Raw genomic sequence first — 20,717 nt, 5'->3', positions numbered from 1 at the left:
CGTATGCAGCAACCGCAGGTCTGGTTAGTCGAGGATGAACAGGGAATCGCCGATACGCTCATCTACACCCTGCAACTGGAAGGGTTTACCGTTGAGCTATTCGCTCGCGGGCTGCCCGCGCTGGAAAAAGCGCGTCAGCAACGGCCGGATGCGGTGATTCTCGATGTGGGACTACCGGATATCAGCGGCTTTGAGCTGTGTCGGCAGTTGCTGGAACGCCATCCTGCGCTGCCGATTCTTTTCCTGACTGCCCGTAGCGATGAAGTGGATCGATTGCTTGGTCTGGAGATCGGCGCAGATGATTATGTCGCCAAGCCGTTCTCGCCGCGCGAAGTGAGCGCCCGCGTGCGCACGCTGCTGCGCCGGGTGAAAAAGTTTGCTGCGCCGTCGCCGGTGGTGCGTACCGGACATTTTGAACTCAATGAACCGGCGGCGCAGATCGCCTGGTTTGGTACGCCGCTCTCGCTGACGCGTTATGAGTTTCTGCTCCTTAAAACCCTGCTGCTGTCGCCGGAGCGCGTGTACTCGCGCCAGCAATTGATGGATATTGTTTGGTCTGATGCCCAGGAGACCTTCGATCGGACGGTCGATACACACATCAAAACCCTGCGCGCTAAGCTACGCGCGATCAACCCGGATCTCTCGCCAATTAACACGCATCGTGGAATGGGATACAGCCTGAGGAGCGTCTGATGCGCATCGGAATGCGTTTGCTGCTGGGCTACTTTCTTATTGTCGCCGTCGCCGCCGTGTTTGTGCTGTCTATCTTCGTTCAGGAGATAAAGCCGGGCGTCCGCCGCGCGACGGAAGGGACGCTGATTGACACCGCGACGCTGCTGGCGGCGCTGGCCCGCGACGATCTCCTTTCCGGCAACCCGACTGACGGCCAGTTGGCGAAGGCATTCGCCCAGCTGCAACATCGCCCGTTTCGCGCCAATATCAGCGGGATCGTCAAAGTGCGCAATGAATACCATGTCTACATGACGGATGCGCAGGGGAAGGTGTTGTTTGATTCGGAAAACAAAGCGGTGGGGCAGGATTATTCTCGCTGGAATGACGTCTGGCTTACGCTGCGCGGACAGTATGGCGCCCGCAGCACGGCAAAAGATGCTGCCGATCCCAATAGCACCGTGATGTACGTAGCCGCGCCGATAATCAGCGATGGACGGATTATCGGCGTCCTGTCTGTAGGTAAACCGAATGCGGCAATGGCGCCGGTGATTAAGCGCAGCGAACGGCGCATTCTGTGGGCCAGCGCCGTTTTACTGGGGATTGCGCTGGCGATTGGCGCGGGGATGGTCTGGTGGATTAACCGCTCCATCGCCCGGTTGACGCGCTATGCGGATTCTGTCACCGAAAACCGTCCGCTTGCGTTACCTGCATTAGGCAGCAGCGAGCTGCGTAAACTGGCGCAGGCGCTGGAGAGTATGCGCATTAAGCTGGAAGGCAAGAATGACATTGAGCAGTACGTGTATGCGTTGACTCATGAGCTGAAAAGTCCGCTGGCGGCGATACGCGGCGCGGCGGAGATTCTGCATGAAGGACCGCCCGCGGAAGTGATTACCCGCTTTACAGAGAATATACTGGCGCAAAATATGCGAATGCAGGCGCTGGTAGAGACCCTGCTGCGCCAGGCGCGGCTGGAAAACCGACAGGATATCCCTCTCGCGCCGGTTGCTGTTGATGAGCTATTTACGCAGCTTAGCGAGGCGCGCAGTATTCAGTTGGCGGCAAAAAAGATCACGCTTACTCTACGGCCTTCCTCGCTGGTTGTCGTCGCCGACGCGGAGCTTCTGGCGCAGGCGCTGGGCAATGTATTGGACAATGCCATCGACTTTACGCCTGAAAATGGCGTTATCACATTAAGCGCTCAGCCGATGGGGGAGAAAGCGATCCTGCAGGTGACGGATTCCGGCTGTGGTATTCCTGATTTTGCGCTGCCGCGCATTTTCGACCGATTCTATTCGTTGCCCCGTGAAAACGGGCGTAAAAGCAGCGGGCTTGGGCTGGCGTTTGTCAGCGAGGCGGCGCGACTCCTCAACGGTGAGGTGACGTTGTGCAATCGTCCCGAAGGCGGCGTGCTGGCCTCGTTGACACTTCACCGTCACTTCACATAACTTCAAATTCTCCCCACATCGCGTTCTTACACTGCTGGCATTGCAAAGGAGAACGCTATGTTGAAATCCCCCCTGTTGTGGAAAATGATTACGTTAGGCGGCGCCATGATCCTGCTGTTAATTCCCCTGATGATGGTACGGCACACCATCGTGGAACGTGCTGATTATCGAAGCCATGTAGAAGCTGCTATTCGTCAGAGTACCAGCGGCCCACAAAAGGTTGTCGGCCCGCTGGTGGCGGTTCCGGTGACAGAGCTCTATACCGTGCTGGAAGAAGAGAAAGAGGTCCAGTATAAGCGCAGCTATCTCTATTTTTGGCTGCCGGAGTCGCTATTGGTTGAAGGCAATCAAAACGTTGAAGCGCGAAAAATAGGTATTTATCAGGGGCAGGTGTGGCATACCGATATGGCGATAAAGGCGGAGTTTGATGTGGCCCGTCTGCATGAGCTGAACAGACCGAACATTACCCTTGGAAAGCCCTTTATCGTCGTGGGCGTCGGCGATGCGCGCGGTATCAGCGCAGTAAAAGCGCCGCAGGTGAATGGTGAAACGCTCACTGTAGAACCGGGGACCGGCTTACCGGAAAGTAGAGAGGGCATTCATATCCCGCTGCCGGACAGTCAGTGGGCGACGCGCAACCTGACGTTGGCGATGTCGCTAAATTTAAGCGGAACCGGCAGCTTTTCACTGGTTCCCGTCGGGCGTAGCAGTGAAATGACCCTGACCAGCAACTGGCCGCACCCAAATTTTGTGGGGGATTTTCTTCCCGGTAAACGCGAAATCAGCGGTTCAGGATTTCAGGCCCAGTGGCAAACCAGCCGGTTTGCCACGAATCTCGGCGAACGGTTTGCTGATGCGCAAAAGGTAGATTGGGACAACTTACCGGCGTTTAGCGTCGCTGTATCGACGCCAGCCGATCAGTATTAACTGACGGACAGAGCGACGAAATATGCCATTTTATTGATTACGCTAACGTTTATGGCTTTCTTTGTCTTCGAAACCCTGACGGGACAGCGGTTACACCCGATGCAGTATCTGCTGGTGGGGTTATCGCTGGTGATGTTCTACCTGCTGTTGCTGGCACTGTCGGAACATATCGGTTTCACGCCAGCCTGGATCGCCGCAAGCCTGGTGGGCGCGTTGATGAATAGCGTTTATTTGCAGGCGGTGCTGAAAGGATGGCGCAATAGCGTGCTGTTTACGTTAGCGTTATTGGCGCTGGATGGCGTGATGTGGGGATTGCTGCGTTCGGAAGATAGCTCGTTGCTTCTGGGTACCGGCGTTCTGCTACTGGCGCTTGGCGGCGTGATGTTCCTGACGCGCCATCTGGACTGGTATTCGCTCTCTTGTCAGCAACGTAAGTCATTACCGCCAGTAAAAGATGACGAATTACGTTTGTGGAAATAAATCTAACGGGCGCGCGCGTTAACGTTTTCCCGCGCAGCGCCAGAAACTGTGATGCCGTTAGTTATAGGTCAGGTTTAATGTTGCCGTGGCATTCGCTTGCCCGGCCGTTACCGTGGCGGCGGTTTTATAGTAGCGCGCGCTAATTTTCAGGGTGGTGGACATATTCATGGTTCCGCCGTTAACCGTCTGGCTGCCATCGGCATTGGTGGTAATAGCGTGAGTAAAGAGATCAATTTTTTGATTGATTGGCAAACTGTCGGTAAAGAAACCGGCGTCCGGCGCCTGAATACCCAACTGTACGCCAACGCCGGTTGCGCTGGTTGGCGCGCTTGCATTGCTCAGCTGGATGACTGAATTATCAGGATTGTTTCCGCTGGCCGGTTGGGCGCTTAACGATGCGGAAATAGCGGTGCCTTGTTCGCAGGTCAATAAGATATCCTGCTCGCCTGTGCCCGCGGTTTGACTGTTAGCGAAACTGCCTAAATTGACGCTGCCTAAATCAACGGTGATGGCAGGTGTTTCTACCCGACATCCCATCGCTTTCATAATCAATTGCGTATTCCCCAAATACAGATGGGTCAGGATATCGCCGCCGGAGTCTTCTGTTGCGCTATCGCGAAAAGATACGCGCGCCAGTGGACTTTGGAATGTCGCGGTACCGGAGGTGATCGGACCGCCTAAGGCGACCAGTTCAACATTGTAGGCGGGAGCCATCGCATGGTGTGTTTTATTGCCATCGCCATTATGGTAGGTATTATCGATTGGCATGACATTATCGTAAGGGCCAGCATTCGTTTGGGTTTTAATCGCAATGCCCACGCCGGAAATCCCGGTGCTAAATACCGGCGTGTTGTTCCCGTCATTCGCATTGATTGTCGCCGATGTATTTGACTGCGCGCTACCGGGTTCATATAAAAAACCGACCTTATAATCGCGACTACAGCCATCCATTGTGACTTCGGAGGTGGAAACCCAGCCCGATTGCCACAACACTTCGCCTGCGGTATAGGCGTGGCTATCCACCACAAGCTGCGACGGCGGGGTGATAGTGATCGCGCCTTCATTACCGGAACGTTTACAGGAGGCGTAACCATGACTGGAATACGCGAACAGCAGAATAAGCGCCAGATATAACCTTCTCATGAAAAATTCCTGCTTTTATACCAGGTGAAATAGAAAGATGTTATTGCCATGCGATAGTGATCGTCACAACGGACGTGAAATCCCCTGCCGTGACTTTTCCATACGGGGTATACATCCTTGCGGCGACAGGCAAATTGGCTTCATGGGTATTACTGTTGATATCCACCGTGTAAGTGACGTTGTTGGCCAGATTGACCAGACTTTTGCCGTCCAGGTTAAAAAGCTGTAATCCTAAATCCTGCGCCGGATTGGCCGCGCTGTTTGCATAAATTGCAGAAGCATAATTTGGATCGGGATAAGGTACGCCGTTAAATGAAATCGCGGCTTTTGTGGTCGTTGCCGGGCAATTCGTCATTTTTATGGTGAAAGGAATGGTGGCGGTATTGCCACCGGCCACAGCGATATCCGCCCGGGCATATTGCCCAAGAGAGATCGTGTCGGGGACCGTCACGGTACACGGATCGGCATAAATTAATCCCGTAACGTTAATGTCTACGGCATCTGCGGTATTGTATGCCGCGCTGATCGAGGGCGACCATAATGCCAGACCCGTGAACGTTAACAGGGCGGTTAATGCAGCAAATCTGTTCATATTCATCTTTTATCCCACCAGAATCACTGGCATTGCTCGTGTAAGATTTCTACGCCAGAAGCGGAGGGGGAGCTCGGTATACGATAAGAGACCTGACACTGGTCTGCTGCTGTTGGCCCCCACTTCACTAATAACCGCCCTTGTTTTTCCAGTCCGGTTAACCAGGCCTGCCCCGCATCACCAACAAAACTGCTGTGATTGTCTGGTTTTGTTAAAGACGAGACGGTCGCGCCAAAAGGAACAGGCAGATTGTTTATGCGGGTTAATACCATCAATGCCTTGTAACCAATATTGGTTTTATATTCAGCCCTGACCACCGCGCCACGGGTAGGCACCAGCGTTTTACTGGTATCAATGAGCTCAATATTTTTTCTAATGCCCGTCGTATCTAAAGACACTTCATTACGATGGTAAGGCGAAGCATAAGGTACGACGGCATAGCCCCGAAAATCGGTGTCCACGCCCGTTTCGTTATTCACGGGGACACCCGCTGCGCCAGGGGCTTTAACCAATATGATGGTGTCGTCCATTGGCTGGGATAGTGTCAGGCCATTTCGATGTAACAGTACGCCGCCCTGAACGCCATAATTCAGGCGACGCATATGATTATCGTAGCTATATCCGCCGTTAATATCCGCATACGTCCCGTTATAGGTTGCGCTCACATTACCGCTGGTGGCTTTCTCTTGAGAGGAATAACCTTCCTGAACGCTCCATGAGAGATTTTTCTGTGCCAGCGCTGTTCCGTTTAAACCGACAGTATGCGTGGTATCGCCGTCTTTCGCGGAGTTCATATTGTAGGTGGCATACGTTGACGGCATAAAAGCATCTAACGGAATACTAATATTGATTGAAATTTGCTGGTCATTACTGTCTTCCGTATCGTCGTCTTCATCCTGAGAATTATCGGCGTTCAGCGTATAAGAATAGTTAATGCCATAGCTTACGTTATGCCATGTGTTGTTATAGCCAATACCTAATGATGTGGTATGAGTGTCATTCCAGTAATCTTCATTATATAAAGTGAGTGAAATGGAACCGTAGATAATGTCTTGCGACAACGACAGGTCGGTGCGATTACGTACATGATCATAGTGACTATTATCGCTATAGGTATCCAGCACATCCTCAAGAGCGTAGTAATCTTTGGTCGAATAACGGTAACCGGCGACAGTGAAATTGGTGCCTGTTGACTGAATATCTTTGCTGTAACGAATACGCCAGGATTGTCCGGTAAGCGTATCGCTAACCACATCGCCTGCTTTAATTTTTGACCATGAGTTGGTGACGTCTAGAGACAATGCGCCCAGATCGCCAAGGTTTAAGCCTGTCCCGATGAGCGCCGCATGATAAATATCATTGCTCAGCGTACTCTCTATTCCGCCATAGGCGGTTATGCCGCCTGCTAATCCGTATAAGGCCGTCAGTTCTGCGAAATTCTGTTGCGCGGAATGCGAATCTGATGAACGCGTGCGGCCTACCGTCAGGTCGTATTTCAGGTGGCCTTCACGCTGTAATACCGGAACGCTGGCGTAGGGCACAATGAAATGCTGTTCAGAACCATCGGATTCTTTGATGGTGACGTACAGGTCGCCCGAACCGCCGGTTGGATAAAGATCGTTGATGGCGAATGGACCCGCCGGAACGTTAGTTTTGTAGATGGTATAACCGTTTTGTTCAACGGTTACCTGCGCGCTGCTTTTGGCCACCCCGCGAATGACCGGGGCGAACCCTTTCATACTGTCCGGCAACATATCGTCATCAGAAGAGATCTGTACGCCCTTAAATGAAATACTGTCAAAGACGTCCGCGGGCGTGTTATTTTCCCCGGCGATCAGCTGTCCTTTTAAAAATTCGATATCGCGAGAAACATAGGTGTAGGCAGAATCCCAGCTATTTTGCCCATCGCTATCATGATTCCAGGTTGAGTAGTTACGAAAACGCCATGCGCCAATGTTAATACCTGGGCGCAGGTTAGCGTATTCGCTATTTTCCGTCCGGTTTTCATCAATATCGTGATCCTGCGATCCGGTAAAACTGTAATTCAGCAAAAAAGCATTAATGCCTTCATCCCATTCGCTGGTAGGGACGAATTCTCGCGGGTCGGCGATCAACGCGATTTGAGGGATCGCTAAATCCAGCCGGTTACCGATGACATTAAACTTTGCTACAGCACCAGCCAGCAGACTAAGATCGGTACACCCGTTTGGGTCATTTTGAAGCTCGGGGAAGTTTTCTGTTTTTACGCCCCACTGCTTGAGTTGTGCAACGCTAAGACACGGCTGTAGGGAGAGCTTATTATCTGCTGATTTTTTATTTTTAAAGGCAATATTTTTTGTTTCAACACTGGCGTTATTAATATAAATATCAACATTATAGGTGCCTTCTGCCTGCCCCCCCTTTTCGAAAACCGATAGATCGACATTCTCCACGCCCGGTTCATCATTTTCCAACGATAATGGATTAAAATGATCATGCGCTAACGCTGGTTTTATGGAACAGCATATAAAGAGAAACGATAACGCTAATTGAGAACGGGGCTCTACTCTGGAGAATTGCACAGTAAAAGTCCTGAAAGGGTAAAAGTAAAGTGAAGTCGTTAATGGCTAGAATGAACCGGAATGCGGCTCTAAACTCATCCCATAATCGCTGATTAATCGCCACGTTACCGTGCCATGAGGGGCGGCAGTAGAACTCAATTTAAATGACGCCGATGATTTTGGCGGAACGAAGGTCGCTGATTTCACTTCATGGCTGTTAAGCGTCACACTGGCAAAGTTCATATAATAGGGAGTGGGGTTATTTACGGTAATAACATCACCTGCCGTCTGCCATTTTAATTGTTGGCTCTGGCTATCAGGCGTTGATTTTGTTAATGCTGGCGGTCGATATATAAGCTTTATTTGGGTATTAATGGAGATTTCCACGCGGTTCGCGGAGGCATTATCATCAATAGAAGGAATACCCTTAATATTGAGCCAGTACATAGACTCCCGATCTGCAGGTAGGGGGGCGCCAGAGCGAATAACCCGAATACTGTTCTTTTGCCCGGCATCAAGGCGAAAAAGAGGCGGGGTGATAATAAACGCCTGCTTATTTGTGACCTGGGGATCGGCAACCGATAACCATGACTGAACAAGATTCGCTTTGCTGTCTTTATTCTCTACATTGATTGACGACTCATCATTATTGCCGTCGAAAACCAGTCGGGTTCCGCCAACAACAATGCTGGCATGGGCAACATGGCTTGTCAGTAATACGACCAACACGGATTTCTTTATGTGTTTCATTTTTTACTCTGTAAAGATGTTTTACGCTATGGACTGGCATCCTGCCTGTCCATATCAGGATGAGAATGCCTTACTGATACGAAACGGTATACGTAACCTGAGTGCTAACATCTCCACCGGTTACGGTTGCGGAACCATCGTTTGCCATGGCGGCGTAATAGGTAAAGTCTGCTGTCGAGCCGTCGGTTGGCAGGTTTACTGCGGCATCATCCGTGTTATCTGTCACATCGCTATGTGAAGCGTTCTGAATAGAAATACCGACACCCGCGGCGCCCGTTTCCGATCCTTCGTCCGCGTTTTTGAAGTACGTTGGGTTAGAATCATCTGTTGCGCCGTGGAAGCGGAACATGGCCTGGGTTGGTACGCCAGTCCCTGCTTCCGGGCAGCTAACCAGGCTTACGGTAAACGGCACGTAATCGGTTGTGGCGCCTTTTTCCGCGATGCGTTCTTTGCTGTAATTACCTAAATCAATGGTGGTATCCGTGGAGCCATTAACCTGAACCGTACACGCCTGATCGTAAATTTTGCCATTGAACGTAATCGTGTTCTGGGCAAATACCGGTGTGGATGCTACGGCAGTTAACATTGCCAGGATGATAATTTTCTTATTAAACATATTAATTGTTGCCTGATTCTATTCGCTGAAAAATAAAGATAGCTATATAAAATAAAATATTATATTTTACTCTGTATGCGCTTCTTTCTGTTCTGTAGATAAGCAGGCGGCTATTCTACGTATATCAACTATGAACTCAATAAAAATTCTGATGCAATATTGAACGGCAGTCCAGTTTCGGACCCGGTAACAAAGTTTAATAAAATACCACTAAAGAAGTATGGTTGATGACTGGATTTATAGAGCAAGATCTCTTTTTTGATAATAGTTATTATTTCCTGGAGGGTTTATTTAACTCTATATTGCTTTATTTTTAAGAATATACGACGCTTGTCCGTTTAAAATGAAACCGGCAGGTTTCGAAGCTCTAACAGTCTTCCATGCAGTATTTTTATATAGTCCCCTGCTTTTAGTTCTGAAAGTACCTGCATGATACGGCTGCGTGAAAGCCCGGTTCTCTGCTGTATGAAGTTCTGTGCGTTGATCTCAAATCGTGAGCTTTCAGGATACGACCACAGTTCAAGTAACAGCGCTTTTATCTGGCTATAGGCGTCCTGCCCGATAAGGTTTCTGTCACGGTTAGTCATGAAAGCAATGCGGTACATCAGGATGTTCGAAATGTCACGCCAGAGATGCTTTTCATCGGCTATTTCCACAAAATCTTTTACTGGGACAGGATAATATTCACAGGTGGTTTCGGCGATAAAAAAGACGTCTGAATTCTCTTCTAACTGGTATAAGTCAGCATAGGCATCTACAAGGCCTAAAATCATTGGTGAGACACCGCAGCCCATTACAATGCTGTCGATACGCCGACATACTTTAATAGCGCCTTTAGTGATTAACAGGATGTGGGATTGATTATCAATCTTGATATCCAGTGTTTTACCGGCCGTAATAGTGACAGGGGAGATGTTTTGAATAACGTGCCGATGAATATTTAAAATGGCTTGCAGGTTTTTTTCTTTCCCTGTGGGACGATACACATTCCCGCCGTTTAACTGCTTCATATCTTCCCCATTATTATGGCTGATAAAGTGGTTGACTATTAAAAGGTAAAGATAAATTTAATATTCACTTAAAATTATAATTAAGTAAATTAAAATAGCCAACAAGAATATTTAAGTCAATGTATTCACCTTATCAATGCATGAGCGACAACGCTGTTTGTAAGGTTAACCATAGTAAATGTGATGATTTTATTTGCAATCATTTTATGACAGCTATCATAGGTACAGTGCTTAACGAGCGCGTAGAGCGTACAGGATAGCGAAGCGATGAACATCGCTGTTGGAGGATACGAATGAGAGAAAAGTACAAAATGCAGGCGGGCGGCGTTTTACTGAGCGAAATCGCCGCCTGCCGGAACTCCTCCCGGCGGGAGCCATAAGCGGTTAGCGATACTGGACGATCAGGCTTTGAATCTCCGGATGATCTTTTAACGACACGTGCCGTACCGTGGCGATTCCATTCATCAACGAAATAGCGTTTCCAGACGGTGTGGCGACTGTCTGCAAATGGGGGATATTATTCCGCAAACATGATACCTCGATATTGCGATCGTGAGGCGCAAGATTACAACCATATTCGACAATCTGACCTTTGAAATGAATAACGCCTGCGGAGACCGGCGCGGTAGCAGCCAGCGCGGCTGATGAAGCTGACATCGCTGCACAAAACAGGTAGCAGCATAATGGTGATTTTTTCATCCTTTGAAACCTCACGTCCTGTGAGCATCCCCTTATTTTTTGGGGACCAACAAATCCCGTGTATTACTCTTTAATGTTAATACACAAACTACCTTAACTTTCGCAAGCTGAGATAAACAGCGCTATATGACAATTTTTATGTAAAAGAGTACGTCATAACGGCAGGTCAGGAGGGAAAGCGGGGCCGCTTAGGGGAAGGGGAGCATAAGAAACAGCCAGTAAGAATAACTTACCGGCTGTTTTTACAGTTTGGCGCCTGGGCCGAATTAATCCTGCAGGTCGCCGCAGAAGCGATAACCTTCGCCGTGAATGGTGGCGATGATTTCCGGCGTATCCGGCGTGGATTCGAAATGCTTACGAATACGACGAATGGTAACGTCAACAGTACGGTCATGCGGCTTCAGCTCGCGCCCGGTCATTTTCTTCAACAGCTCTGCGCGCGACTGAATTTTGCCAGGGTTTTCGCAGAAGTGAAGCATCGCGCGGAACTCGCTGCGCGGTAGTTTATACTGCTCGCCGTCCGGGCCGATCAGTGAACGACTGTTGATATCCAGTTCCCAACCGTTGAACTTGTAGCTTTCAACGCTACGACGCTCTTCGCTGACGGTACCCAGGTTCATGGTACGGGACAGCAGGTTGCGGGCACGGATGGTCAATTCGCGTGGGTTAAACGGTTTGGTGATGTAATCATCCGCGCCGATTTCGAGGCCGAGAATTTTGTCGACTTCATTATCGCGGCCCGTCAGGAACATCAGCGCAACGTTAGCCTGTTCACGCAGTTCACGCGCTAACAGGAGACCGTTTTTCCCTGGAAGATTGATATCCATGATCACCAGGTTGATGTCATATTCAGAGAGGATCTGATGCATTTCCGCGCCATCTGTCGCTTCGAATACATCATAGCCTTCCGCTTCGAAAATACTTTTCAACGTGTTGCGTGTTACCAACTCGTCTTCAACGATAAGAATGTGCGGGGTCTGCATGTTTGCTACCTAAATTGCCAACTAAATCGAAACAGGAAGTACAAAAGTCCCTGACCTGCCTGATGCATGTCGCAAATTAACATGATCGGCGTAACATGACTAAAGTACGTAATTGCGTTCTTGATGCACTTTCCATCAACGTCAACAACATCATTAGCTTGGTCGTGGGTACTTTCCCTCTGGACCCGACAGTGTCAAAAACGGCTGTCATCCTAACCATTTTAACAGCAACATAACAGGCTAAGACGTACCGGACACCTAATAAAACTACGCTTCGTTGACATATATCAAGTTCAATTGTAGCACGTTAACAGTTTGATGAAATCATCGTAGCTAAATGCTAGCTTTCATCACAAATTTGCAATATTCCAACTAGTTACGTAAGCCAACTAATAAATGCGATGAATCCAAAGAGCAGGATCTATTTTAAATTAAATTATCCTAAATAAACAGCAGGATAACGATGTTCTGTTAACATAAACAGCAATAGTACAGATACGCAATAGTGTAGCGTCTTTTACGAAATCAAAAATGCTTTTTCAGTGATATCCGTTAAAATTTTGTAAATTTGCGAAGCGTAATATGCTTACAAACGCCAGCTAATTTCCTGTAAATTAGTCAAAAAGAGTAATGAAATGCGTGTAACAATCGTTCTTGTCGCTCCCGCCAGAGCGGAAAATATCGGCGCAGCCGCCCGGGCTATGAAGACCATGGGATTTACTGACCTGCGTATTGTCGACAGCCAGGCGCACCTGGAGCCCGCTACCCGTTGGGTCGCACATGGATCTGGAGATATTATTGATAATATTGAGGTTTTCCACACCCTTGCCGACGCGCTCCACGATGTGGATTTTACCGTCGCGACGACAGCCCGCAGCCGGGCAAAATTTCATTACTACGCTTCGCCCGCTGAACTGGTTCCCTTATTACAGGAAAAATCACGCTGGATGCGTCATGCCGCGCTGGTTTTTGGCCGTGAGGATTCCGGTTTGACCAATGACGAGCTGGCGCTGGCGGATGTATTGACCGGCGTGCCGATGGCGGCGGATTACCCTTCGCTCAATCTGGGTCAGGCAGTCATGGTGTATTGCTATCAATTAGCAGGTTTAATGCAACAGACCACTGAATCCGTTGATATTGCTGATGAATCGCAGTTACAGGCGTTACGCGCGCGCCTTTTACGTCTGTTAACGACTCTGGAGGCGGCCGATGACCACAAATTAACCGACTGGCTACAACAGCGAATCGGCCTGCTGGGACAGCGAGATACGGTAATGTTGCACCGTTTGGTTCATGATATTGAAAAAAAACTAACAAAATAACGTGCTGTAATTTTTAAAATAATAAGAGATTACGTCTGGTTGCAAGAGATCATAACAGGGGGAATTGGTTGAAAATAAATATATCGCCAGCAGCACATGAACAAGTTTCGGAATGTGATCAATTTAAAAATTTATTGACTTAGGCGGGCAGATACTTTAACCAATATAGGAATACAAGACAGACAAATAAAAATGACAGAGTACACAACATCCATGAACCGCATCAGCACCACCACCATTACCACCATCACCATTACCACAGGTAACGGTGCGGGCTGACGCGTACAGGAAACACAGAAAAAAGCCCGCACCTGAACAGTGCGGGCTTTTTTTTCGACCAGAGATCACGAGGTAACAACCATGCGAGTGTTGAAGTTCGGCGGTACATCAGTGGCAAATGCAGAACGTTTTCTGCGTGTTGCCGATATTCTGGAAAGCAATGCCAGGCAAGGGCAGGTAGCGACCGTACTTTCCGCCCCCGCGAAAATTACCAACCATCTGGTGGCGATGATTGAAAAAGCTATCGGCGGTCAGGATGCTTTGCCGAATATCAGCGATGCCGAACGTATTTTTTCTGACCTGCTCGCAGGACTTGCCAGCGCGCAGCCGGGATTCCCGCTTGCACGGTTGAAAATGGTTGTCGAACAAGAATTCGCTCAGATCAAACATGTTCTGCATGGTATCAGCCTGCTGGGTCAGTGCCCGGATAGCATCAACGCCGCGCTGATTTGCCGTGGCGAAAAAATGTCGATCGCGATTATGGCGGGACTCCTGGAGGCGCGTGGACATCGCGTCACGGTGATCGATCCGGTAGAAAAATTGCTGGCGGTGGGCCATTACCTTGAATCTACCGTCGATATCGCGGAATCGACTCGCCGTATCGCCGCCAGCCAGATCCCAGCTGATCACATGATCCTGATGGCGGGCTTTACCGCCGGTAATGAAAAGGGTGAACTGGTGGTGCTGGGCCGTAATGGTTCCGACTATTCCGCCGCCGTGCTGGCCGCCTGTTTACGCGCTGACTGCTGTGAAATCTGGACTGACGTCGATGGCGTGTATACCTGTGACCCGCGTCAGGTGCCGGACGCCAGGCTGCTGAAATCGATGTCCTACCAGGAAGCGATGGAACTCTCTTACTTCGGCGCCAAAGTCCTTCACCCTCGCACCATTACGCCTATCGCCCAGTTCCAGATCCCCTGTCTGATTAAAAATACCGGCAATCCGCAGGCGCCAGGAACGCTGATCGGCGCGTCCAGCGACGATGATAATCTGCCGGTTAAAGGGATCTCTAACCTTAACAACATGGCGATGTTTAGCGTCTCCGGCCCGGGAATGAAAGGGATGATTGGGATGGCGGCGCGTGTTTTCGCCGCCATGTCTCGCGCCGGGATCTCGGTGGTGCTCATTACCCAGTCCTCCTCTGAGTACAGCATCAGCTTCTGTGTGCCGCAGAGTGATTGCGCGCGTGCCCGCCGTGCGATGCAGGATGAGTTCTATCTGGAGCTGAAAGAGGGGCTGCTGGAGCCGCTGGCGGTTACTGAGCGGTTGGCGATTATCTCTGTTGTCGGCGACGGTATGCGCACGCTACGCGGCATTTCAGCGAAATTCTTCGCCGCGCTGGCGCGGGCCAATATCAATATCGTGGCGATCGCTCAGGGATCTTCTGAGCGTTCCATTTCTGTGGTGGTGAATAACGACGATGCCACCACCGGCGTGCGGGTAACGCACCAGATGCTGTTCAATACCGATCAGGTGATTGAAGTGTTTGTCATTGGCGTCGGCGGCGTCGGCGGCGCGCTACTGGAACAGCTTAAACGTCAGCAAACCTGGCTGAAGAACAAGCACATCGATCTACGCGTGTGCGGCGTGGCGAACTCAAAGGCGTTGCTAACCAATGTGCATGGCCTGAATCTGGACAACTGGCAGGCGGAACTGGCGCAAGCGAACGCGCCGTTCAATCTGGGACGCTTAATTCGCCTGGTGAAAGAATATCATCTACTCAATCCGGTGATTGTTGATTGTACCTCCAGTCAGGCGGTGGCCGACCAGTATGCCGACTTCCTGCGTGAAGGATTCCATGTGGTGACGCCAAACAAGAAAGCGAACACCTCGTCGATGGACTACTACCATCAGCTACGTTTCGCCGCCGCGCAATCACGGCGCAAATTCTTGTATGACACCAACGTCGGTGCCGGTTTGCCGGTGATCGAAAACCTGCAAAATCTGCTGAATGCGGGTGATGAACTGCAAAAATTTTCCGGCATTCTTTCCGGGTCGCTCTCTTTTATTTTCGGTAAACTGGAAGAGGGGATGAGTCTCTCACAGGCGACCGCGCTGGCGCGCGAGATGGGCTATACCGAACCCGATCCGCGCGACGATCTTTCCGGTATGGATGTGGCGCGTAAACTGTTGATCCTTGCCCGCGAGACGGGTCGCGAGCTGGAGCTTTCCGATATCGTGATTGAACCGGTGTTGCCGGACGAGTTTGACGCCTCCGGCGATGTGACCACCTTTATGGCGCATCTGCCGCAGCTTGACGATGCGTTTGCCGCCCGTGTGGCAAAAGCTCGTGATGAAGGTAAGGTATTGCGCTATGTGGGCAATATCGAAGAGGATGGCGTGTGCCGCGTGAAGATTGCCGAAGTTGATGGTAACGATCCGCTCTTCAAAGTGAAAAACGGTGAAAACGCACTGGCGTTCTACAGCCACTATTATCAGCCCTTGCCGTTGGTGCTGCGCGGCTACGGCGCAGGCAATGATGTGACGGCGGCGGGCGTGTTTGCCGATCTGTTACGGACCCTCTCATGGAAGTTAGGAGTTTAACATGGTGAAAGTGTATGCCCCGGCTTCCAGCGCGAACATGAGCGTCGGTTTCGACGTGTTGGGCGCGGCCGTCACACCCGTTGACGGCACGTTGCTGGGCGATGTGGTATCCGTTGAAGCAGCGGACCATTTCCGTCTGCATAACCTGGGGCGATTTGCCGATAAACTGCCGCCGGAGCCGCGTGAAAACATTGTTTATCAGTGCTGGGAACGTTTTTGCCAGGCATTGGGGAAAACCATCCCGGTGGCGATGACGCTGGAAAAAAATATGCCGATTGGTTCCGGGTTAGGGTCCAGCGCCTGTTCCGTCGTTGCTGCGCTGGTCGCGATGAATGAGCACTGCGGCAAACCGTTAAACGACACGCGTCTGTTGGCGCTGATGGGCGAGCTGGAAGGCCGTATCTCCGGCAGCATCCATTACGATAACGTCGCGCCGTGCTTTCTTGGCGGTATGCAACTGATGATTGAAGAAAACGGCATTATTAGTCAGCAGGTGCCGGGCTTTGATGAGTGGCTATGGGTACTGGCTTATCCGGGCATTAAAGTTTCCACCGCAGAAGCACGGGCCATTTTGCCTGCGCAGTATCGCCGTCAGGATTGCATTGCGCATGGACGGCATCTGGCCGGTTTTATTCACGCCTGTTACTCGCGGCAGCCGCAGCTTGCCGCCGCGCTGATGAAAGATGTTATTGCCGAACCATACCGCGCGCGTTTACTGCCGGGCTTTAGCCAGGCGCGGCAGGCGGTATCGGAGATCGGCGCGCTGGCGAGCGGGATTTCCGGGTCGGGGCCGACGCTGTTTGCGCTATGCGATAAACCGGAGACGGCGCAGCGCGTCGCGGACTGGCTGAGCAAACATTATCTGCAAAATCAGGAAGGCTTCGTTCATATTTGCCGGCTGGATACGGCGGGCGCACGAGTAGTGGGATAATCAATGAAACTCTATAATCTGAAAGACCATAATGAGCAGGTCAGCTTTGCGCAGGCCGTCACGCAAGGACTGGGCAAACAGCAGGGACTTTTTTTTCCGCACGATCTGCCGGAGTTTAGCCTGACGGAAATTGATGAGATGCTCAACCAGGACTTTGTCAGCCGTAGCGCAAAGATCCTCTCGGCATTTATTGGCGATGAAATACCGCAGCAAATTCTGGAAGAGCGCGTCCGCGCGGCGTTTGCGTTCCCGGCGCCGGTAGCGCAGGTAGAAAGCGATGTCGGTTGCCTGGAGCTATTCCATGGTCCGACGCTGGCCTTTAAAGACTTCGGCGGGCGTTTTATGGCGCAAATGCTGACGCATATCAGCGGCGACAAACCGGTGACGATTCTGACCGCAACGTCAGGCGATACCGGCGCGGCGGTGGCTCACGCGTTCTATGGCCTGGAAAATGTGCGGGTCGTTATTCTCTACCCGCGCGGTAAAATCAGTCCATTGCAGGAAAAACTGTTCTGTACGCTGGGCGGCAACATTGAAACCGTGGCGATCGACGGCGATTTCGACGCTTGCCAGGCGCTGGTGAAACAGGCATTTGATGACGAAGAACTGAAAACGGCGCTGGGGCTGAATTCGGCTAATTCAATTAATATCAGCCGCCTGTTGGCGCAAATTTGCTACTACTTTGAAGCCGTGGCGCAACTGCCGCAGGGGGCGCGTAACCAACTGGTAATCTCCGTACCCAGCGGCAACTTTGGCGATTTGACGGCAGGACTGCTGGCGAAGTCGTTAGGCCTACCGGTGAAACGTTTTATCGCCGCCACCAACGTCAACGACACGGTGCCGCGTTTTCTGCATGACGGGAAGTGGGCGCCGAAAGCGACGCAGGCGACCCTCTCGAATGCGATGGATGTCAGCCAGCCGAATAACTGGCCGCGTGTGGAGGAGCTATTCCGCCGTAAAATCTGGCGCCTGACTGAGCTGGGCTATGCGGCGGTGGATGACACTACGACACAGCAGACGATGCGCGAGCTGAAAGCGAAAGGTTATATCTCGGAACCTCATGCGGCGGTGGCGTATCGGGCATTACGCGACCAGTTAAACCCTGGCGAGTATGGCTTGTTTCTCGGAACGGCGCATCCGGCGAAGTTTAAAGAAAGCGTGGAGTCCATTCTGGGAGAAACGCTGGCATTGCCTGAAGCGCTCGCCGAACGCGCCGATCTGCCGCTGCTTTCACATCATCTGCCTGCGGATTTTGCCGCCCTGCGTAAGCTGATGATGACCCGCCAGTAACCATTGCGCCCGGTGGCGCTGTCGCTTACCGGGCCTATGGGGTGGTGTCGATTTGTAGGCCGGATAAGGCGTAACCGCCATCCGGCGATGCCGTTACTGCTCGTAGCGTTTAAAGACCAGCTCGTCTTTTGTGGAGGTTTCTTCATCAAAGAAATACCCTTCACGGTCAAACGCGGTAAGCTGTTCCGGCTTCGTTAAGCGGTTTTCAATAATAAAACGGCTCATCAGTCCGCGCGCTTTTTTGGCGTAGAAGCTTACCACCTTAAACTTGCCGTTTTTCTCATCAAGGAACACGGGCTTAATCAGTTCGGCATTCAGTTTCTTCGGCTTCACCGATTTAAAATATTCCTCGGAGGCCAGATTCACCACCACCCGATCGCCCTGCGCCTCAAGCGCTTCGTTGAGCTTATCGGTAATGATATCGCCCCAGAATTGATAAAGATCTTTGCCGCGCGGATTCTCCAGGCGAATCCCCATCTCCAGACGATAAGGCTGCATTAAATCCAGCGGGCGCAATACGCCATACAAGCCAGAGAGCATACGCAGATGTTGTTGAGCAAAATCAAAATCCGCGTCGTTGAACGTTTCCGCCTGTAGGCCGGTATAAACATCGCCTTTGAACGCCAGAATCGCCTGGCGTGCATTATCCGGCGTAAAATGAGGCTGCCAGTCATGAAAACGCGTGGCGTTGAGATCCGCCAGTTTGTCGCTAATTCCCATCAGCCTGGAAATTTGCGGCGCCGAAAGCTGGCGGGCCTGTTGAATAAGCTGCTGGCTGTGATCCAACAGCTCCGGCTGGGTATAGCGGGTCGTGGCCAGCGGGCTTTGATAATCAAGCGTTTTTGCAGGTGAAATCAGAATCAGCATATCCAGTCCTTGCAGGGAATTTTCTGCGACTTTAGCAAAAAAACGCCGCAGAGTTGACCGATGGTTGCGATTGTCGGCTTAATCGCGCGATGCCGCATCCCAGGTATCTGGCGCCAGTTGTGGTTCGATATCCGGGAAGCGCCGCGGATCGAACTGCGGTCTTACGCCCAGTTTCCGTTGTCGCAGATAATCGCTGGCGAGGGTATACACCACCGGTGAGAGCAACAAAATCGCCGTCAGATTGGTAATGGCCATACAGGCCATGATCATGTCAGCGAGCTGCCATATCAGCGGAAAACTGATAAGCGTACCGGCGATAACCATGCCAAGCGTCGCAAGGCGTAATAGCCAGATGGCCTTTGCGTTATGTAACCGCAGAAAAAACAGATTGTTTTCAGCGTAAATATAGTTGGCGACGATAGAACTGAACGCGAACAGAATGACGATAAGCGCGACAAAACTGGCGCCCCATTCACCGGTCAACGAAACCATTGCATGTTGGAGAAGCTGAATGCCTTCTGTTGACGAATGGGATGCGTGATTCCCCTCCAGCAGGATAATCATCGCGCTGGCGGTACAGATGATAATGGTGTCGCTGAATACGCCAATCATTTGCACAATCCCCTGCGCGACAGGATGAGGTGGATACGACGTTGCCGCTGCGGCTGCATTAGGCGTTGACCCCATTCCCGCTTCATTCGAGAACATCCCACGCTGAAAACCGCTGGTAATAGCCTGGGTGAGCGTATATCCGGCTGCGCCTGCCGCGGCTTCCTGCCAGCCAAATGCGCTTTTGACTATCGAGGCGATAACGCCAGGCATTTGCTCAATATGCCAGAGGCAAATGAATACGCTGCCGGCGACCCACAATAACGCGATGAGGGGAATCAGCCATTGCATCAGGCGGGCGACGCCTTTTATGCCGCGGATGATAATTAACAGGGCACAGAACGCCAGAGCAATGCCGGAGATAAGCGGCGGAATGTTGAAGGCGAAATGGAGCGCGCGTGAGACGGCATTCGCCTGCACGCTATTAAAAATCAACCCGTAGGCGACGAGCAGAAAGAGGGCGAAAACCACGCCCATCCAGCGCATTCCCAGCCCGCGCGCCATATACCACGCCGGGCCGCCGCGGAACTGGCCTGTCGGGTCACGTTCTTTATAAAGCTGGGCAAGCGAACACTCGGCGAAGGAGGTCGCCATACCAATGATGGCCGAGACCCACATCCAGAATACCGCGCCGGGACCGCCTGCGGCGATAGCCAGCGCCACGCCGGCCAGATTACCGCTGCCAATCCGCGCCGCGAGGCTGGTACACAGCGCCTGAAATGACGTCAGGCCGCCTGGCTGCGGGCTAAGGCTGCCTTTCAGACTGCGGCTAAAATGGCGAATATAACGAAATTGAATGAATCCGGTACGCCAGGTAAACCAACATCCTGCGCCGAGCAGCAGGTAAATCATTACCGAGCCCCAGAGTATTTCGTTAATAAAACTGAAAAACTCAGGCATTAACGTCCCTCTTGTTGATGCCGTCACGCTTTGATGATCCTGTATAAGCGTGACCCATGATGTAGATGACCTTGTCAGACTAATATTAACGGCAGTTTACCATAAATACGGCGGTATC

18 protein-coding genes, 1 pseudogene and 1 other annotated feature are annotated in these 20,717 nt (G+C 51.3%); of the genes and pseudogenes, 9 read left to right on the top strand and 10 right to left on the bottom strand.

Annotated features, from left to right (window positions below; all coding sequences use genetic code 11):
• Nucleotides 1-3 precede the first annotated feature (3 nt).
• The 3 genes and pseudogenes from creB (at nt 4) to creD (ending at nt 3,524) form a co-directional block, all read left to right on the top strand.
• On the top strand, nt 4-693 hold the full coding sequence (creB, locus tag ACLJRE_RS11170; protein ID WP_001187046.1) for a two-component system response regulator CreB: 690 nt from the start codon (nt 4-6) through the stop codon (nt 691-693).
• Entirely contained in the window at nt 693-2,117 is a 1,425-nt protein-coding gene (gene creC, locus ACLJRE_RS11165) for a two-component system sensor histidine kinase CreC (protein WP_001219520.1), read from the top strand. Before creB ends, creC begins: the two co-directional genes overlap by 1 nt.
• Before the next feature lie 57 nt (nt 2,118-2,174).
• Nucleotides 2,175-3,524: pseudogene (creD, locus tag ACLJRE_RS11160) on the top strand (cell envelope integrity protein CreD).
• A 57-nt stretch (nt 3,525-3,581) separates the two neighbouring features.
• On the opposite strand, the gene sthE reads toward creD, so the two are convergent.
• From sthE to arcA, 8 genes are all read right to left on the bottom strand, one after another.
• Nucleotides 3,582-4,667 (bottom strand): fimbrial major subunit SthE, encoded by a 1,086-nt coding sequence (gene sthE, locus ACLJRE_RS11155; RefSeq protein WP_001253772.1) that lies wholly within the window; start codon nt 4,665-4,667, stop codon nt 3,582-3,584.
• A gap of 40 nt (nt 4,668-4,707) precedes the next feature.
• Nucleotides 4,708-5,265, bottom strand: a complete 558-nt coding sequence (locus ACLJRE_RS11150; protein WP_001056991.1) for a fimbrial protein — start codon at nt 5,263-5,265, stop codon at nt 4,708-4,710.
• 17 nt (nt 5,266-5,282) lie between these two features.
• Nucleotides 5,283-7,820 carry a fimbrial outer membrane usher protein gene (locus ACLJRE_RS11145; protein WP_001160698.1) on the bottom strand — a complete coding sequence of 846 codons (2,538 nt, stop codon included), beginning with the start codon at nt 7,818-7,820 and terminating at the stop codon, nt 5,283-5,285.
• 45 nt (nt 7,821-7,865) lie between these two features.
• Nucleotides 7,866-8,549, bottom strand: coding sequence for a fimbrial biogenesis chaperone SthA (sthA, locus tag ACLJRE_RS11140; protein ID WP_000680523.1), 684 nt, complete (start codon nt 8,547-8,549; stop codon nt 7,866-7,868).
• A gap of 70 nt (nt 8,550-8,619) precedes the next feature.
• A complete protein-coding gene (locus tag ACLJRE_RS11135; RefSeq protein ID WP_000482239.1) occupies nt 8,620-9,165 on the bottom strand; it encodes a fimbrial protein in 546 nt (181 codons plus the stop codon).
• A gap of 338 nt (nt 9,166-9,503) precedes the next feature.
• A complete protein-coding gene (locus tag ACLJRE_RS11130; RefSeq protein WP_000811635.1) occupies nt 9,504-10,175 on the bottom strand; it encodes a winged helix-turn-helix transcriptional regulator in 672 nt (223 codons plus the stop codon).
• A gap of 384 nt (nt 10,176-10,559) precedes the next feature.
• On the bottom strand, nt 10,560-10,874 hold the full coding sequence (locus ACLJRE_RS11125; RefSeq protein ID WP_000749515.1) for a hypothetical protein: 315 nt from the start codon (nt 10,872-10,874) through the stop codon (nt 10,560-10,562).
• A 266-nt stretch (nt 10,875-11,140) separates the two neighbouring features.
• Nucleotides 11,141-11,857: a two-component system response regulator ArcA gene (gene arcA / locus ACLJRE_RS11120; protein ID WP_001194359.1), complete on the bottom strand. Its 717-nt coding sequence runs from the start codon at nt 11,855-11,857 to the stop codon at nt 11,141-11,143.
• Nucleotides 11,858-11,952: 95 nt separating this feature from the next.
• Here arcA and yjjY point away from each other — a divergent pair, with 95 nt between their 5' ends.
• The 6 genes from yjjY (at nt 11,953) to thrC (ending at nt 18,223) form a co-directional block, all read left to right on the top strand.
• Nucleotides 11,953-12,093, top strand: coding sequence for a protein YjjY (gene yjjY / locus ACLJRE_RS11115; protein ID WP_001541509.1), 141 nt, complete (start codon nt 11,953-11,955; stop codon nt 12,091-12,093).
• Nucleotides 12,094-12,492: 399 nt separating this feature from the next.
• A complete protein-coding gene (locus ACLJRE_RS11110; protein WP_001266769.1) occupies nt 12,493-13,179 on the top strand; it encodes a tRNA/rRNA methyltransferase in 687 nt (228 codons plus the stop codon).
• A gap of 213 nt (nt 13,180-13,392) precedes the next feature.
• Entirely contained in the window at nt 13,393-13,458 is a 66-nt protein-coding gene (gene thrL / locus ACLJRE_RS11105) for a thr operon leader peptide (RefSeq protein ID WP_001575544.1), read from the top strand.
• Nucleotides 13,394-13,514 (top strand) — a sequence feature (Thr leader region). (Overlaps the previous gene by 65 nt.)
• Nucleotides 13,515-13,539: 25 nt before the next feature.
• On the top strand, nt 13,540-16,002 hold the full coding sequence (gene thrA / locus ACLJRE_RS11100; RefSeq protein WP_023212758.1) for a bifunctional aspartate kinase/homoserine dehydrogenase I: 2,463 nt from the start codon (nt 13,540-13,542) through the stop codon (nt 16,000-16,002).
• A gap of 1 nt (nt 16,003) precedes the next feature.
• Nucleotides 16,004-16,933 (top strand): homoserine kinase, encoded by a 930-nt coding sequence (thrB, locus tag ACLJRE_RS11095; RefSeq protein ID WP_000241685.1) that lies wholly within the window; start codon nt 16,004-16,006, stop codon nt 16,931-16,933.
• A gap of 3 nt (nt 16,934-16,936) precedes the next feature.
• Nucleotides 16,937-18,223, top strand: a complete 1,287-nt coding sequence (gene thrC / locus ACLJRE_RS11090; RefSeq protein ID WP_000781105.1) for a threonine synthase — start codon at nt 16,937-16,939, stop codon at nt 18,221-18,223.
• Between the two features lie 93 nt (nt 18,224-18,316).
• Here thrC and yaaA read toward each other — a convergent pair whose 3' ends face one another.
• Nucleotides 18,317-19,090 (bottom strand): peroxide stress protein YaaA, encoded by a 774-nt coding sequence (gene yaaA / locus ACLJRE_RS11085; protein WP_000906174.1) that lies wholly within the window; start codon nt 19,088-19,090, stop codon nt 18,317-18,319.
• 78 nt (nt 19,091-19,168) lie between these two features.
• Nucleotides 19,169-20,599 (bottom strand): alanine/glycine:cation symporter family protein, encoded by a 1,431-nt coding sequence (locus tag ACLJRE_RS11080; protein WP_023212757.1) that lies wholly within the window; start codon nt 20,597-20,599, stop codon nt 19,169-19,171.
• Nucleotides 20,600-20,717 lie beyond the last annotated feature (118 nt).

It is taken from the genome of Salmonella sp. SAL04157, from assembly GCF_046551635.1.
Taxonomy (GTDB): Bacteria; Pseudomonadota; Gammaproteobacteria; order Enterobacterales; family Enterobacteriaceae; genus Salmonella; species Salmonella enterica.
This window is presented reverse-complemented; position numbering and strand designations above follow the sequence as displayed.

Bases quoted from the DNA above. Each gene is read 5' to 3' on its own strand.
- creC (WP_001219520.1), top strand. From the start codon at position 693: ATGCGCATCGGAATGCGTTTGCTGCTGGGCTACTTTCTTATTGTCGCC.
- ACLJRE_RS11150 (WP_001056991.1), bottom strand. From the start codon at position 5,265: ATGAATATGAACAGATTTGCTGCATTAACCGCCCTGTTAACGTTCACG.
- ACLJRE_RS11125 (WP_000749515.1), bottom strand. From the start codon at position 10,874: ATGAAAAAATCACCATTATGCTGCTACCTGTTTTGTGCAGCGATGTCA.
- ACLJRE_RS11110 (WP_001266769.1), top strand. From the start codon at position 12,493: ATGCGTGTAACAATCGTTCTTGTCGCTCCCGCCAGAGCGGAAAATATC.
- thrA (WP_023212758.1), top strand. From the start codon at position 13,540: ATGCGAGTGTTGAAGTTCGGCGGTACATCAGTGGCAAATGCAGAACGT.
- sthA (WP_000680523.1), bottom strand. From the start codon at position 8,549: ATGAAACACATAAAGAAATCCGTGTTGGTCGTATTACTGACAAGCCAT.
- ACLJRE_RS11135 (WP_000482239.1), bottom strand. From the start codon at position 9,165: ATGTTTAATAAGAAAATTATCATCCTGGCAATGTTAACTGCCGTAGCA.
- ACLJRE_RS11080 (WP_023212757.1), bottom strand. From the start codon at position 20,599: ATGCCTGAGTTTTTCAGTTTTATTAACGAAATACTCTGGGGCTCGGTA.
- ACLJRE_RS11130 (WP_000811635.1), bottom strand. From the start codon at position 10,175: ATGAAGCAGTTAAACGGCGGGAATGTGTATCGTCCCACAGGGAAAGAA.
- thrB (WP_000241685.1), top strand. From the start codon at position 16,004: ATGGTGAAAGTGTATGCCCCGGCTTCCAGCGCGAACATGAGCGTCGGT.
- yjjY (WP_001541509.1), top strand. From the start codon at position 11,953: ATGACTAAAGTACGTAATTGCGTTCTTGATGCACTTTCCATCAACGTC.
- thrC (WP_000781105.1), top strand. From the start codon at position 16,937: ATGAAACTCTATAATCTGAAAGACCATAATGAGCAGGTCAGCTTTGCG.
- creB (WP_001187046.1), top strand. From the start codon at position 4: ATGCAGCAACCGCAGGTCTGGTTAGTCGAGGATGAACAGGGAATCGCC.
- yaaA (WP_000906174.1), bottom strand. From the start codon at position 19,090: ATGCTGATTCTGATTTCACCTGCAAAAACGCTTGATTATCAAAGCCCG.
- arcA (WP_001194359.1), bottom strand. From the start codon at position 11,857: ATGCAGACCCCGCACATTCTTATCGTTGAAGACGAGTTGGTAACACGC.
- sthE (WP_001253772.1), bottom strand. From the start codon at position 4,667: ATGAGAAGGTTATATCTGGCGCTTATTCTGCTGTTCGCGTATTCCAGT.